12 protein-coding genes are annotated in these 13,829 nt (G+C 60.0%); 4 read left to right on the top strand and 8 right to left on the bottom strand.

The genetic code is table 11. From position 1 onward, the window contains the following. Positions 1–237: 237 nt before the first annotated feature. The 5 genes from PQQ53_RS16515 to PQQ53_RS16495 all read right to left on the bottom strand — a co-directional run bounded on the left by PQQ53_RS16515 (position 238) and on the right by PQQ53_RS16495 (position 5,948). The gene (locus tag PQQ53_RS16515) at positions 238–1,383 is read right to left on the bottom strand and encodes a glycosyltransferase (protein ID WP_408324923.1); all 1,146 of its coding nucleotides are present in this window, start codon (positions 1,381–1,383) and stop codon (positions 238–240) included. Between the two features lie 138 nt (positions 1,384–1,521). Then, positions 1,522–2,610, bottom strand: a complete 1,089-nt coding sequence (locus PQQ53_RS16510; protein WP_408144491.1) for a glycosyltransferase family 4 protein — start codon at positions 2,608–2,610, stop codon at positions 1,522–1,524. Positions 2,611–2,632: 22 nt separating this feature from the next. Next, complete coding sequence (locus PQQ53_RS16505; protein WP_408152948.1) at positions 2,633–3,778, bottom strand: glycosyltransferase; 1,146 nt, start codon at positions 3,776–3,778, stop codon at positions 2,633–2,635. A 1,445-nt stretch (positions 3,779–5,223) separates the two neighbouring features. Continuing rightward, the gene (locus PQQ53_RS16500) at positions 5,224–5,628 is read right to left on the bottom strand and encodes a DUF2471 domain-containing protein (protein ID WP_408144359.1); all 405 of its coding nucleotides are present in this window, start codon (positions 5,626–5,628) and stop codon (positions 5,224–5,226) included. 38 nt (positions 5,629–5,666) lie between these two features. After that, positions 5,667–5,948 carry a CppA family protein gene (locus PQQ53_RS16495; RefSeq protein WP_408144361.1) on the bottom strand — a complete coding sequence of 94 codons (282 nt, stop codon included), beginning with the start codon at positions 5,946–5,948 and terminating at the stop codon, positions 5,667–5,669. A 658-nt stretch (positions 5,949–6,606) separates the two neighbouring features. On the opposite strand from PQQ53_RS16495, the gene groES reads away from it, so the two are divergent. Together groES and groL are read left to right on the top strand one after the other, a co-directional pair. Then, complete coding sequence (gene groES, locus PQQ53_RS16490; RefSeq protein WP_007178996.1) at positions 6,607–6,897, top strand: co-chaperone GroES; 291 nt, start codon at positions 6,607–6,609, stop codon at positions 6,895–6,897. A 54-nt stretch (positions 6,898–6,951) separates the two neighbouring features. Next, complete coding sequence (gene groL, locus PQQ53_RS16485; RefSeq protein WP_408144363.1) at positions 6,952–8,592, top strand: chaperonin GroEL; 1,641 nt, start codon at positions 6,952–6,954, stop codon at positions 8,590–8,592. 138 nt (positions 8,593–8,730) lie between these two features. Here groL and cysC read toward each other — a convergent pair whose 3' ends face one another. The 3 genes from cysC to PQQ53_RS16470 form a co-directional block, all read right to left on the bottom strand. Beyond that, entirely contained in the window at positions 8,731–9,357 is a 627-nt protein-coding gene (gene cysC / locus PQQ53_RS16480; RefSeq protein WP_408152945.1) for an adenylyl-sulfate kinase, read from the bottom strand. Between the two features lie 17 nt (positions 9,358–9,374). Beyond that, on the bottom strand, positions 9,375–10,586 hold the full coding sequence (locus PQQ53_RS16475) for a sulfotransferase family protein (RefSeq protein WP_408324921.1): 1,212 nt from the start codon (positions 10,584–10,586) through the stop codon (positions 9,375–9,377). A gap of 200 nt (positions 10,587–10,786) precedes the next feature. Next, a complete protein-coding gene (locus PQQ53_RS16470; RefSeq protein WP_408144369.1) occupies positions 10,787–11,647 on the bottom strand; it encodes a hydroxymethylpyrimidine/phosphomethylpyrimidine kinase in 861 nt (286 codons plus the stop codon). Between the two features lie 289 nt (positions 11,648–11,936). Between PQQ53_RS16470 and PQQ53_RS16465 the strand changes: the two genes are divergently transcribed. After that, positions 11,937–12,107 carry a rubredoxin gene (locus tag PQQ53_RS16465; protein ID WP_006047743.1) on the top strand — a complete coding sequence of 57 codons (171 nt, stop codon included), beginning with the start codon at positions 11,937–11,939 and terminating at the stop codon, positions 12,105–12,107. Positions 12,108–12,332: 225 nt separating this feature from the next. After that, a complete protein-coding gene (locus tag PQQ53_RS16460) occupies positions 12,333–13,754 on the top strand; it encodes a FimL-related protein (protein ID WP_408324919.1) in 1,422 nt (473 codons plus the stop codon). The last annotated feature ends 75 nt before the right edge of the window (positions 13,755–13,829 follow it).

The raw sequence follows: 13,829 nt of genomic DNA, 5'->3' as shown, positions 1-13,829 counted from the left end.
GGCGGCGGGGGGGGGGCGGAAAAAATCTTTCGGCGAACGTATCCTGATGGATCATCAACAGGAAACAGCAATGCGCCCGGCAAGTACGTGCCAGGCGCCGATACCTGCGATGCCTCGACGGGATGCCTAGCCAGAACGGCTTTGATCATCAAGACATCGCGTCGTGATGATCAAAGCCGTGGAGAGTGCTCTTGGTGCGGTAATTTTCGGTGCAACGTTACCGCTGGACCGAGCGCGCTACTTTGTGCCGAGATCCGCGGTATTGTGCTCGAGGTGGCCCGCCACGCGACGTTGCGGCACGGGCTGCAGCAATACTTCCTGCGCCTGGGCATCGAATGCTTCACGAGAGAATCTCACCCGGAAAGAATCCGTCAGCCCGGAGAGCGGATAGGCCGGTGCGGAAAAGATCTTTTCGACGAACGCGTCCTGATCGTGAACAGGAAACAGCAATTCGGCCGGCAAATACGATCCGAGTGCCGATACCTGCGATGCCACGATGGGGCGCCCCGACAGAACCGCCTCGATCATCACAAGCGGCACGCCTTCGTAGGCCGAGGGCAACACGACGACGTCACTCGCCAGGATGTACGGCAGCACGTCGGATTGCGGACCGATGATTCGGACGCAACGCGACAGAACTTCGCTCCCTTGCACAGCTTGCCGTAATTTATCCGCGTCGGGGCCGTCACCCACGATGAGCACAATGCTATTCGCGAAGGCGTCGGGGTGCTTCTCGATGGCAGCGAGCAGGAAGTTTTGCCGCTTATGCTGAAAGTGAATCCGGCCAATCTGCGCGCAAATGAACTTTCCGCTTTGTGGCAGGCCGAGTGAGCTACGCGCCGTTTCACGGGTGAGCGTGGAACGGCTGAATCGATTGTCGACGTAGTTTTCGAGAATCGCGGCGGGCGTGTCCGGCGCCTGCTTCAGCAGTTTTTCGCGCAGATGATCGTTGAGCGTGATGTACTGGTGCGGCAATTGATACAGCGCACGTTTAACCCGCGATTTGACGCGCTCCGCAATCGGCGCGTCCGCTTGCGCGGCATCGTCTATCAGTGGAATGTAGCTGACGGCAGTCGTGCGAGCCAGGCGCGCGGCGAGCAAGCCGGCGATTGCCGACACGATCGTGCCTTGAGCGATCACGAGTTTCGTCAGATTCAGCGTGCGCAGTTTGGCCGCCGTGGTCCACGATGTCGCCAATAACGCCAGAGGATTGCCGTGAATCGACTCGGTCGTGAAGGGTAACGAGGTGACGACGACCTGACGATGCTCTGCCGCAATATCCCTGGCAAAATCGGACATTGGCTTGTTCTGGGTCGGTACCAGAATATAAAGGCTGACAATTGCCGGACACTTCACAAGCGCGAGAACCAGTCGCTTGAGCATTTCTTCGTGACCGCCGTTGACACCCGAATCGCAATAAATGCCCAGCCTCACTGATGTTCTCCTTAACTCGGAATGTGCCCCGCGGGCACGTCGGCCGGACTGAACCTGAAGGTCCGGCCGGAAGACTGCGAAGCGCTGTTATGTGTTTCGCCAGGATCGATTGATGACTTGCCGGAGCATCTCGGCGCTGGTGTCCCAGCGGAACCTGGCTGCGTGCGAATAGCCACGCTCGATCATCGCCGATCTGATGTCGGGCATGCGGAGCAGCGTGCGCATCTTGTCTGCAAGATCTTCTGATGAGTAGGGGTCGCAATAGAGCGCTGCGTCGCCACAAGTTTCCGGCAATGCCGACGAGCGGCCCACGATGACCGGGCAGCCGCAGCGCATCGCCTCGAGCGGTGGAATGCCAAATCCTTCGTAAATAGATGGATAAACGAAACAGTGCGCATGCTGATACAGGGCCTTCAGCTTCTGGTCGTTGAGATACCCCACGGCTTTGATGTTGGGCGCGATGGCTCGCATGTCCTGAACGTCTCCGAACACGCTCGCGTTCTTCATGCCGACAATGACCAGATCAATCGAAGGATCGTTGAGCTGGCGGAAGGATTCGAGAATGCGGCCGAAGTTCTTGGTGGGGTTCATGTTGCTGACCGCAAGGACGAAACGCTTCGATACCAGGCCGTGTTCTTGCAGGACGCTTGCGTCGGGCGTGATCGCATCCAGGTGATCCGCCCCAAGCGGAACGACACTGATGCGCTCAGCGGGCACAGCGCAATGGTGCGCGAGCCGCTGCCGCGAGAAATCCGAATTGGTCACCACGCAACTCGACGTTCGCGCCAGAATCCAGAACATGAATCGGTACCATGCGCGAAAGCGCCGCGAGAAGTGCGCCGGCACATCGAATACCGCCGCGTCGTGCATGTAGATGACCTGATTCAGACGAAAGATCGAGGCCGAGTTGCTGAGATTGACAATCCGGTGGCGGCCCGCAAATACGGGAAGAACGAGTTGTTCCCAGAACACGCCTTTTCCAAAGCCGATTTTGACTAAATGGGTACCATCCACGGACTGCAGTTCCGGCTGCGGTGGAACCACGACGGTAACGCCACCATTGTCCGGCAGATGTCCAAGCGCAGCGATCAGTTCACGCGCCACGCGCTGTACCCCGGTCGTCTTCTGAGTAGCGAATCGACCGTTGTAGATGAATGAGGGTGCGGCAGGTTGCATGTTTTTCAACCGTGATCTCCGGTTAACTATTGACGTCATAAGGATGAGCGATGTCAACGATCAACGGCTCATTGCGGGTATTGCGCTCGTCGGCCAGGCCATAAAGCAGTTGCCATTCGCGAAAGATCAGGTCCATTGAAAAGCGCTCCATAGCCCGCTTTCTCGCTGCGGCGCCCATTTGCTGACGAAGTGTCGGGTTGTCGCGCAGCAGTGCGAGATATTTCGCCAACTCTTCGTCGTTGGACGCCACAAAGCCGGTAACGCAATGAATGACAATGTCGCGATTGCCCACAACGTTGGTCACAACCGCGGGGATACCCGCGACTTGAGCTTCGATTAGCGCCATCGGCATTCCCTCCCAGCGTGACGTCTGAACATAGACGTCAAGCTGTGACATCAGCTCCAATGCACGCGCACGGGTGACCCAGCCGCTGCATGTGACGGCGTCGCTGCGGTAAGCGTCCGGCACTTCTTCTTCGGTCCCACCGATCCACACAAAGCTCACGGCGGGATCGCGGAATTCGTTCGCCAGCTTGAGGAACACTTCGTGGTTCTTCTGGAACGAAGCGCGGCCCGTCATGCCGATCACCACCTTGTCGTCACTTCGTTTGCAACGCTGGGGGATCTCATTCGTATCGACGCCGTTCTCGATCAGGATCGACGAGCGCGCGTGAACCCGGCCTTTGATTTCATGAAGTTCACTACGTGAACATGCAACGATCGTTCCGCCAATGAAGTTGGCGAGACGTTCAAAGCTCAAATAGGTGTACTGCTTCGCACGCGATACATCACGCCGGAGAAAGGCCGGGCCGTGCGGTGAATAAAATACTTTGGCGTGAGGGGACGCTATTTTGGCTGCGGCTCGTCCGAGAACACCTGCTTTCGACGAGTGAAGGTGGATGACCTGCGGGTTGCGATCGCGTAAATTATGAACTAGCGCGAGCAGGCTCGACCAGTCTTGCTTGAAACTGATCTCTCTGCACATCGATACATGGGTCATCTTCACTTTAGGATGAAACAGACTTTCGAAGTTTGCAGGCGTTTCTCGCCGTAACGAATAAATCACGGATACATTCGCCCCCGCTTCTGCGGCGCGGTTGGAAAGCTCGGTCAGCATCGACAGAACCCCCCCTCCGAAGGCTTCCGTGATATGCACGATGTCTTTCATATGTCTGATCCCGTTATCGAGATTGTGTTAGGCGAGTTGGGACTGTCCAACTGAATGCGTGTTCACACGGTCCGTTTTCAATCGGTTCTTCAGTGATGGAAATCATCGAAGCCCAATGTCATCAAAATGCGGGACTTTTGCAGAGCTTCCTTAGATGGAAGCACTGGCGCAGGGTGATCTTCCCCTCACGGGAGTCATGGCTCTGTCTGATAGCGCACGCTGAAACCCGGATAGACGGATACCGGAATGAGCTCGTCCCGGGAAAGCGAATTTGCTATTGAGCAGATCAAATCAAGCAAGGAGACGAACGGTGAAAAGCGCGGCAAATTGCGCGTTCGGGTTCGAGCGGGAGGCGACGTGGGTGGTCAACGGCGGGACGAGGCATGCCGACACTGGATGGGGTTGAATAGACGCAGTACGACGCCGGGTGAAGGCTGACCGGGAAGTCAGGCGGAGTCGCAGGAGGTGCGCGGCGTGCGGCGTATTTCGTGCTCTTCCACGCTTTTCGAATCTATTGTCGAAGACGCGATTTCAATCAGGCTGGTGGGCGACGCCGACGCCGACACGCGACACCAGGCGCAGGTGTTATCGCGTACGCTCCTTGGGCGGATAACGAATTGATGGTTCTTGCACCCTCTGCATAGCCGGCGAATTTCGCGCTTGCATCGACTACTCATTGAGCCGGGCGGCCCGTCGTATGAAACGGTCGATAGAGGTTGATCGCCAGGCTCGGGGGCGGGTGGCGTTTAAAGATGGATATTTCGGATTGCATCCGGAGATTCATCAGCAGTGGCGAAATTTACGACGGAACGTGCACGCGAGACGATTCGTTATACGTTCGGCGCTTTCGTTTCCCCTATCTGATGGCTGGCGGCGCGATGGACATGTTGCTTGCCTTTTTATTTTTAGTTGGCGAACCAGATGCATCCGACGCCGCACGCAGTGTCATGTGCGCGGTTCGGGAAGGTCGTTGTGACTGTGAGCTGATTTGCCTGGATCGCAGAGCATAACGGCGTGGATGCTCAGACGTAAGTAAGCGCGAGGGGGCAGGACGAAAACTTACTTTCCCGGTTGCAAGACCGACTTCGTTTCGTGGGCGCGGCGGCGACTCGAAAATTTGTTCTGCAGCAGTTTTCAGAACGGGCCTCTGAAAGTGGCGGCTGCGCCGACAGAGCCGGCGATCGACTCGCCCGAGGCGGGATTGCATTTTTCGCCGCTATTTCCGCGCCAAAGGTGTTCCCTCGTCATTGGTCATCCGCAGATAGTTCGGCGTATGTCCCCGCCGCGCAGCCGTTCGCGGATCCGCAGGCCCGACTTGAAACGGGCGGGCAAATCCTGGCAGGTCGCTGTTTTTGAGGGAAATTATTCCACTGCCCTCCCTGTCTTCTGCAACGCCGGGGCAAACCTGAGCGAACAAAGCTCGGCCAACGGCCGATATTGGCGCATTAGTCCTGAGTGGCCACATCGGTAGATTCGGCCTGTACCACTGCGCGCACGAGCAGGTACACGGCAGGCAAGTTGTCGTCGTCACGTCGCCAGTCGACGGGTTCGTCCAGATCCATCCCGGACAAACGACTGTCCTCAAACCGGACAAACGTCGCGCGTACGGTCTCGTTGTGCCTCGACCGGAAGCCCCGATTTTCAAAGACCTGTTCGTCGATTGTCAGCAGCGTGCGCCAGGTCGGCAATCGCGCGTCACTCGAGTAACGGCGACGGCCGCTGTCGAGGTAACGACCTGCGACCGTGGCAACGATCTGCTGGAGGTCGAGCGACGCGCTGCGGAGGGCGCGTTCGAAGGCGACAGGATTGATGTCGTGGACATCCATATCAAGAGCAGAGCCGTTAGTCATGCCGTTATTTTCCTGAGGGCTTGCGGTAACTCGCAGCATCAAAGTTGACGCTTCAACAACATTTGGTTTCGCTGTGCCAACAACTGGCGGATCTGGGCAAGATAGTTGTCGCCGACCGTGCAGTCTTCAACGGGCCGGCTATGTTGATGAGGCGTTGGCGGACGTACGCCAAGATAGCGGCACACCGCGGACAGGTACGGTTTGCCGTTGCCTCCGAGATGTCGCGCAGCAGCAGCCACGCGCACGTCTCCGACATGCTTGCGCAACCACGCAAGCGTTTCGCGATCACCGTCGTTCAAGATGCGGATGAGTTGGTTCATGACCGATCCTGTATATAAAAACAGTACTGTGAATTTATACAGTATTTGGCCAGGATGCAAGTCAATTCACAGGATGTTGGACTCGGCGGAAAGAAAAGATGGCGATCAAGGTCGATGCGCTGTTACCTTTGCGCTGCCTTTGTCGGATGGCTCGATGAACTGATCGAGCCACTGAATCCGAAGCCGCCGGACGCAGTGAGCGATAGGATAGTGGCCGCCGCTCGCATCATGTTTCGACCTACCCAGCGTGCCTAACGGTAAGATCACTCCAGTGTTTACCCTTGAGTGAATACTGATCGCAAAGAGTTGATCCCCAAGATTTGCGAATGGATGCTGCCCAAAACGCTTGGGTGTCGTGCTGCACGTGTCACCCCGTAAAAACAGGGATTTCATACCTAAGTGGTTGTTTTTTATGGGAGGTGCGCCTCACTGCGGCGTCCGGATACGGATCGCGAGTTCAGACTCAAGTGAACAACCTTCAAAGTTAAGCGAGTCTCGACATGAATCTCGCCAATGCCGCGCCATCCCTTCTTGAATTTGTCACCACCCATCCATATAATTAGCACTCGCTGCACGAGAGTGCTAACAACATCGCCGGTTGGCTAGGCCAACCGGGTTTTCTCAGCGTTCTTCAGTCTCAATCAAGAGAGGAGTATGTATGAACCTTCGTCCTTTGCATGATCGCGTGATCGTCAAACGTCTGGATCAAGAAACCAAGACCGCGTCGGGCATCGTGATCCCCGAAGCCGCAGCGGAAAAGCCGGATCAAGGCGAAATCCTCGCAGTCGGCCCGGGCAAGCGTGACGACAAGGGTGCACAAATCGCGCTCGACGTGAAGGTTGGTGACCGTGTCCTGTTCGGCAAGTACGCAGGCCAGACCGTCAAGGTCGACGGCAACGAACTGCTCGTGATGCGCGAAGAAGACATCATGGCCGTGGTGCAGAAGTAAGCGCAAAGCCGCTACTTTTCCCGGTCATATCCAAAGAATTCAAGGAGTTAGAAGATGGCAGCTAAAGACGTCGTATTCGGTGATTCCGCCCGTGCCAAGATGGTCGAAGGCGTGAACATTCTCGCGAACGCTGTGAAGGTCACGCTGGGTCCGAAGGGCCGCAACGTTGTCCTGGAACGCAGCTTCGGCGGCCCGACGGTCACCAAGGACGGTGTGTCGGTCGCAAAAGAGATCGAACTGAAAGACAAGCTCCAGAACATGGGCGCGCAAATGGTCAAGGAAGTCGCTTCCAAGACCAGCGACAACGCAGGTGACGGCACCACGACCGCAACGGTTCTGGCTCAGTCGATCGTCCGCGAAGGCATGAAGTATGTCGCATCGGGCATGAACCCGATGGACCTGAAGCGCGGTATCGACAAGGCTGTGTTCGCAGCGATCGAAGAACTGCGCAAGATCAGCAAGCCGTGCACGACCAACAAGGAAATCGCGCAAGTCGGCTCGATTTCGGCCAACAGCGACTCGTCGATCGGCGACCGTATCGCTGAAGCGATGGACAAGGTCGGCAAGGAAGGCGTCATCACCGTTGAAGACGGCAAGTCGCTGCAAGACGAGCTGGACGTTGTCGAAGGTATGCAATTCGACCGCGGCTACCTGTCGCCGTACTTCATCAACAACCCGGACAAGCAAGTTGCTGTGCTCGAAAACCCGTTCGTGCTGCTGCACGACAAGAAGGTGTCGAACATCCGTGATCTGCTGCCGGTACTCGAGCAAGTCGCGAAGGCTGGCCGTCCGCTGCTGATCATCGCTGAAGACGTCGAAGGCGAAGCACTGGCAACGCTGGTGGTGAACAACATCCGCGGCATCCTGAAGACCGTTGCTGTGAAGGCTCCGGGCTTCGGCGATCGTCGTAAGGCGATGCTGGAAGACATCGCGATCCTGACCGGCGGTCAGGTCATCGCTGAAGAAACCGGCCTGACGCTCGAGAAGGCAACGCTGGCTGAACTGGGCCAGGCAAAGCGTATCGAAGTGGGCAAGGAAAACACGACGATCATCGACGGCGCTGGCGAAGCTGCCAACATCGAAGCACGTGTGAAGCAAGTTCGCACGCAAATCGAAGAAGCAACGTCGGACTACGACCGTGAAAAGCTGCAAGAGCGCGTTGCCAAGCTAGCAGGCGGCGTTGCAGTGATCAAGGTCGGCGCTGCGACCGAAGTCGAAATGAAGGAAAAGAAGGCACGTGTCGAAGACGCACTGCACGCAACGCGCGCAGCTGTGGAAGAAGGCATCGTGGCTGGCGGCGGCGTCGCGCTGATCCGTGCACGTACGGCAATCGCCGGCCTGAAGGGCGCTAACGCCGATCAGGACGCAGGTATCAAGATCGTGCTGCGCGCGATGGAAGAGCCGCTGCGCCAGATCGTCACGAACGGTGGCGAAGAAGCCAGCGTCGTGGTGGCAGCGGTTGCTGCTGGCCAAGGCAACTACGGCTACAACGCAGCAACCGGCGAGTACGTCGACCTGGTTGACGCAGGTGTCGTGGATCCGACGAAGGTGACGCGCACGGCGCTGCAAAATGCAGCATCGGTTGCTGGTCTCCTGCTGACGACCGACGCGGCTGTTTGCGAACTGCCGAAGGAAGATGCACCGATGCCTGGCGGTATGCCCGGCGGCATGGGCGGCATGGGCATGGACATGTAATTCCGCTTGGGCCTCCTTGCGAGGCCCGGTTGGAAGTGCATGGGGAAGTACGTCGCAAGGCGTGCTTCTCAAAAGAAAAAACCCGCAGAAATGCGGGTTTTTTTTTGAGACGAGTGAAAGCGGGTGGCGCTTGCGTCGTTACGCGCCCGCTTCCTGGCCCGCAGTCGCCAGCGAGTTCTCACGCAAGTGGGCGAATATGCGTGCGACGCTTTCTCCTGGCGTCAGAGCGGCCGTATCGATGCGAAGCTCGGGGTCGTCCGGGGCTTCATAAGGGGCCGATACGCCGGTAAACGAACTGATTTCGCCGGACAAGGCTTTCGCATAGAGACCTTTCGGATCGCGTCGTGCGCAAGTGTCGAGCGGCGCGGAGAGATAGGTCTCGATAAATTTGTCGCGCCCGATAATGTCGCGCGCCATCGCCCGGTCTTCACGCATCGGCGAGATGAGCGCGGTGATGACAATGAGGCCCGCATCGTTCATCAGTTGGGCTACATGCGCCACGCGGCGGATATTTTCGTGTCGATCTTTCCTGTCGAAGCCGAGATCGCGAGCCAGGCCGTGGCGCACGTTGTCGCCGTCGAGCACGTAGCAGGCATGGCCCAAGCCGACGAGTTGCCGTTCCAGTTCGAAGGCGATCGTGGACTTGCCCGCTCCGGATAAACCGGTGAGCCAGACCGTGACCGGTCTTTGACGAAAGATGCGCATCCGGTCCTGAGTGCCGATCGCGCCGTGGCAACGCTGCACGAAAGTGTGGGGCTGTTCCATGGTGAGTTCCTCGGCGCTCAGGCGCAGTGCCAGCCTTGTTGCCAGATTCCCGCGTTGTTCAGGCTCTCGGGCGAATTTGCGATTGCAACGTGAAAGCCGCCCTGGAGATGGGCCGGCAGCGGAATGGAGAATCCGCTGTGGGCGCTCGGGTAGCCTGCGCCAGCCACGTCGGGGCGCGACTCGCCGCTCCAGCCTCTCGCGACGACCTCGTCGCCCACCCGGACCTCGAGCGGCACTTTTTCTTCCGGCCGGCTGAGATTGACGGCCCAGCCCGTCACGGCGCCGTTGTAAACCGTGTCGACGAAACCTTCGAACATGTCTGCGAGAACGGGCTGGCGGCTTTGCGCGAACTCCAGGTAGGCATTGATCGGCGCGAGGTCGAATCGGCGGATGACGCTCTCGACTTTGGCGAGGAACGCTTCGTCGAAGCCGAAAACCATCGAACTGTAGATGTGCGGGTTTTCAAGCCGATTGATTTCCTTCTGAATAACCTGGACCAGCTCCAGCGCATTCGAAAAGACGTCGCCCCCTTCATCCACCTGGCTTTGGATCAGCCGTTTGGCGTCGTGAAAAAGTTCGTAATCGAGGCGATTGTCTTCCAGAAACTTTTGTCTGGCTGCATCGCTTAAAGGGCTGTTGCCTTTCGGCGTGCCGATCGTTCTATTGGTTTCGAAATAGAACGGTAATTTCAATCCGTTCATACCGGCGAGCCGGAGCAGAAATTCGCTCATGTTCTCGCAGAGGCCGACCGTGCCGATGTGCTGGCGAAGATGGCTTTGCGCGGCCGCAAGGCTGCTTTCGTTGAGCACGGAATGACCGCTCAGCATCTGGACAAACAGATTCTTCCCGGCAAGCGATTCACCGACCCATTCGTCGAGGGACATCGCGCCTTGCTGGACGAGGGCCTCGGGCATCGACACGCTCACCCCTCGCTTCACTTCGCCGTTCTTGCCACTCGCGGCATACCAGTAGTGCGATATCTGGCGCGCGAGCGGGTCGCGCAGAATGGTGCAGTAGCGCACCGGATGCTTGATTGTCCGGTGCATGCCATACGGGTGATGGCCGCCGCCGATCCCGCTTTCCAGCAGTTTGGCGCGGCAGCTTCCCCAACCTTCCCGATCCCACACGAAATTCGCGAACCGGTCTTTACCCACATTCAGATCGAAAAATGAAATGACGGTGGAACCGCCGCTTTTGGGAGGATGGATGAAAAAAATCGGAAAGGGCATATGGAGACATATGTCAAGTTCGTGAATCGTCAAGTCTAGCGTGGCGCCTACGACCACGTTGTAACGTTTAATTACGCGATACAGCGCACCGTAATGCCGTGCAAGCAGAATTTATGCTAAATCGATAAGGCGGGGCCGGAAATAAAAAAACCCGCATAAATGCGGGTTTGATACATGCGGTTTCCACCGCGCGTGAGCAGTCAGTGCCGCGCTTCATCCGGCGCGGCGTCTTTGCCGGCGGTCGGTGGCGCTTCGTCGTCGCTGCTGCGCGCCCAGAAGAAACGGTCCGGCATATACGCGCCCATGCCAGGCCGAAACGCGTTGCGCACCGCCTGATACAGATACTCCTGCGCCTCGCGCACCGCTTCCGCAGGTTCCTGGCCATTGGCCAGCAGTGCCGCGATCGCCGACCCGAGCGTGTCCGTGAGGCCCATGATCCGATGGCTGCCACGGTCCCACATGTCCTGGCGCAACTGGCCGTCTTCGCTGAAGAGCGTATTGACGAGCCGGTGCGTGCCGGTTTCCGTCGACAGAATGTATTCGCAGCCTTGCGACAGCAGATGCGAGATCGCGGCGTCCAGACTCGGCGCTTCGGCGTCGCCGTCCGGCTGGGCGAGCGCGAGGAGCGTGGCCGAATCGGCGACCAGCAGGGTGGTTTGCGGCGCGAGCAGATCGGCGATCGCTTCGCGCAGTTCGTCGGCGGCGAGCACGTGCTCGTCGTCGAGTGTGAAGTCGGGGGCGAGAATCAGCGGAATGTCGTCGTAATCGGCGACGACTTCGGCAATCGCGCTCACCACTTCCGCGCGCGTGCAGGCGCCGACCTTGAACGCGGCGATCGGCATGTCTTCGAGCAGCATCCGCGCCTGGGTCGCGACGACTTCGGGGTCGAGCCCGGTGACTTCGTCGCAGCTCGCCGAATCGCGCACGGTGTAGCCCGTGAGCACGGAAACGCCGTGGCAGCCCATGCTGGCAAGGGTCATCAGGTCGGCTTGCAGGCCGGAGCCGCCGGTGGGGTCGGAAAGGCCGAAGGTGAGGACGATCGGAGGCGTGTCGCTGGGCATGAAGATTGACAAAAAGGTGCAGGATTTTGGCGCGGGAGGTGCGCAATCGGCTCAATTATGCGGCCTAATCCGTTGCGGGGGCGTTTTTTTGCACGCGCGAGCCGGATGCCGTCAGCGGGCGGCTGCTCGTCTGGCGGTACGCCGCGCGTACCGTCGCAACTGGCACGCGCAATGCCAGAGGGGTGCCGCCGCACGCGGCGACTCCGCGTTTCTGATTGCTAGGCATTGGGGCGGCAACACGGTACCATCATGGCTCCCGTTTCCACGGACTCTACGACGCGACACAAGAATGGAATATCAAAGCTGGATGTGCCTGATTTGCGGCTGGATTTACGACGAAGAAGCCGGTTTGCCGGACGAAGGCATTGCGCCGGGCACGCGCTGGGAGGACGTTCCCATCAATTGGACCTGCCCGGAATGCGGCGCGCGCAAAGAAGACTTCGAAATGGTCCAGATCTGAAATCGGTCGGGTAGCCGGCATTGGCCGGCCGGGGCCCGCGGCGTGTTTGCCCGCTGCTGCACCGTCGGCGCCCTTAATCCTGCCCCACCGCGTCGGCGCGGAACATCGTCGACTGTGCCGTGTCGCAACGGTAGTCTGTCATTGTCCTGTCGCCGGCTCGCGCGTTAGCCGATCAGTCTGCGCGCAGCGTGAAGCGACGGCCCGTCAGCTTCGTGTCGCCTGCCCATGACTCTTCGATCCGCTGCACCCGTTTCCTTCGACGCTTTGCCCAATCCCCGCGGCGGTGCTGTCCGGCCCGCGGAGCTGGCGCTGGCCGAAGCGTCGTTGGCATTCGAACAGAATCACGAGAGCGCGTCGGCGCTGCTGCGTGCGTCGCAGGCGCTGCGTGGCGCCGGCTGGCTCAGCGCACAGCGTTTCGCGGATGCGCTGGTGCGGCTTTCGCCGCTCACAGCGGGCGATCCGTCCGACGCCTACAGCGCGCGGCCCGTGTTCGGTGCGGCATTGCGCGACTTTCGCGCCGCGCTCGAGCGCCACAATCTGCGCGAGCTGTGCTGCTCGCCCAAGCTGTTCGATCATTACCGCGCGCTTTGTGCGCATCTGTCCGAGCACACGCCCGGTTCCACCGTCGCTTTCGAAGATCTCGCGCTGAGCGCGCGTCCGGTGCCGCCGGCGTCGCTGCACGCGCAGTCCGCCGATCAGTTGGCCCATCTGCGCGCGCGCTACGAGCGCGCGCTGCTGCCGGTGCTCCGCTCGCAGGCCGACACGGGCAGCGCGGCGGTGCTGGCCGTCACCAACGCGGCCCTCGACGAACTGGACGCGGTTTTCACCGAGCTCGCCGGCCCGGACCCCTACGACTTCTGGCGTCTCGCCAAAGCCTGCGCGAAGGCCCTGCGGGTCGGCGGCCACGCGACCGGCGAAACCGAGGCGCGGCGCTTCTACGCGCGCTGCAATCTGGCACTGGCCGACCACGCGCGCGGCGTCGAACGTGCACCGCACTCGCTGGTGCGCGCGACCCTGGCGCTCCTGTGGCGCGACTACGCGTTGTTCGGCGCCGCGGCGGAAGATGCCGATCAGGTCGAGGTCTTGCACGACTACGGCCTGACCGTCGACTGGCACGTGGCGGGCACCCAGTCGTCCGAAATGCTCTGGGAAGCGGGCGCGCTCGAGGCGCAGTCGATCAGCGCGGCGCGCGTCTCGCTGACCCGCGATCTGGGCGTGCTGACGGTCAACGCAAACGCCTACGAAGATTTCCTGCAGACGGCCGACGCGTCGATCGCCGCATTGACCGAGCACGCCCGCGCGGCCGATCAGCCGGAGAAGGCCGATCCCAGCGAAGCGCTGCAGGCTGGCGATGCCGCCTACCGGCTCGGTTCCGCCGCGTGCGCGCTGGGTCTCGGCCACGTGGCGCTGCTGGCCGATGCGCTCGGGCTCGCGTGGCGCCGGCGTGCGCACGCGGGGGTGTCGACGCCGGCGGTTCGTGCGCATGTGATCGTCGGCGCGCCAGCGGCCGGCACGCTCGAACAGGCGGCCGAAGCGCTGCGCGCGACGCTGCACAAGGTCGCCGCGGGCGTCGTGCCACCGGGCGGCGGCCTCACGCAGACGACGCTCGCCACGCTGACGCGTGCGATCGAGCAGGGCGGTGGGTGAGTTGCTGTTGGGGCCGGTTCCTTGTCCGAACCTCACGTTCCCGCGACCCTGCCACCCCCGCCAGGTCAAAACCCC

Origin of the sequence: Paraburkholderia strydomiana (assembly GCF_046030495.1) — a bacterium.
Lineage (GTDB): Bacteria > Pseudomonadota > Gammaproteobacteria > Burkholderiales > Burkholderiaceae > Paraburkholderia > Paraburkholderia strydomiana_A.
This window is presented reverse-complemented; position numbering and strand designations above follow the sequence as displayed.

Coding starts and splice junctions, on each gene's coding strand:
- PQQ53_RS16510 (WP_408144491.1), bottom strand. CDS start 2,610: ATGCAACCTGCCGCACCCTCATTCATCTACAACGGTCGATTCGCTACT.
- PQQ53_RS16470 (WP_408144369.1), bottom strand. CDS start 11,647: ATGCCCAGCGACACGCCTCCGATCGTCCTCACCTTCGGCCTTTCCGAC.
- PQQ53_RS16460 (WP_408324919.1), top strand. CDS start 12,333: ATGACTCTTCGATCCGCTGCACCCGTTTCCTTCGACGCTTTGCCCAAT.
- PQQ53_RS16515 (WP_408324923.1), bottom strand. CDS start 1,383: ATGCTCAAGCGACTGGTTCTCGCGCTTGTGAAGTGTCCGGCAATTGTC.
- PQQ53_RS16505 (WP_408152948.1), bottom strand. CDS start 3,778: ATGAAAGACATCGTGCATATCACGGAAGCCTTCGGAGGGGGGGTTCTG.
- PQQ53_RS16500 (WP_408144359.1), bottom strand. CDS start 5,628: ATGACTAACGGCTCTGCTCTTGATATGGATGTCCACGACATCAATCCT.
- PQQ53_RS16495 (WP_408144361.1), bottom strand. CDS start 5,948: ATGAACCAACTCATCCGCATCTTGAACGACGGTGATCGCGAAACGCTT.
- PQQ53_RS16475 (WP_408324921.1), bottom strand. CDS start 10,586: ATGCCCTTTCCGATTTTTTTCATCCATCCTCCCAAAAGCGGCGGTTCC.
- PQQ53_RS16465 (WP_006047743.1), top strand. CDS start 11,937: ATGGAATATCAAAGCTGGATGTGCCTGATTTGCGGCTGGATTTACGAC.
- groL (WP_408144363.1), top strand. CDS start 6,952: ATGGCAGCTAAAGACGTCGTATTCGGTGATTCCGCCCGTGCCAAGATG.
- cysC (WP_408152945.1), bottom strand. CDS start 9,357: ATGGAACAGCCCCACACTTTCGTGCAGCGTTGCCACGGCGCGATCGGC.
- groES (WP_007178996.1), top strand. CDS start 6,607: ATGAACCTTCGTCCTTTGCATGATCGCGTGATCGTCAAACGTCTGGAT.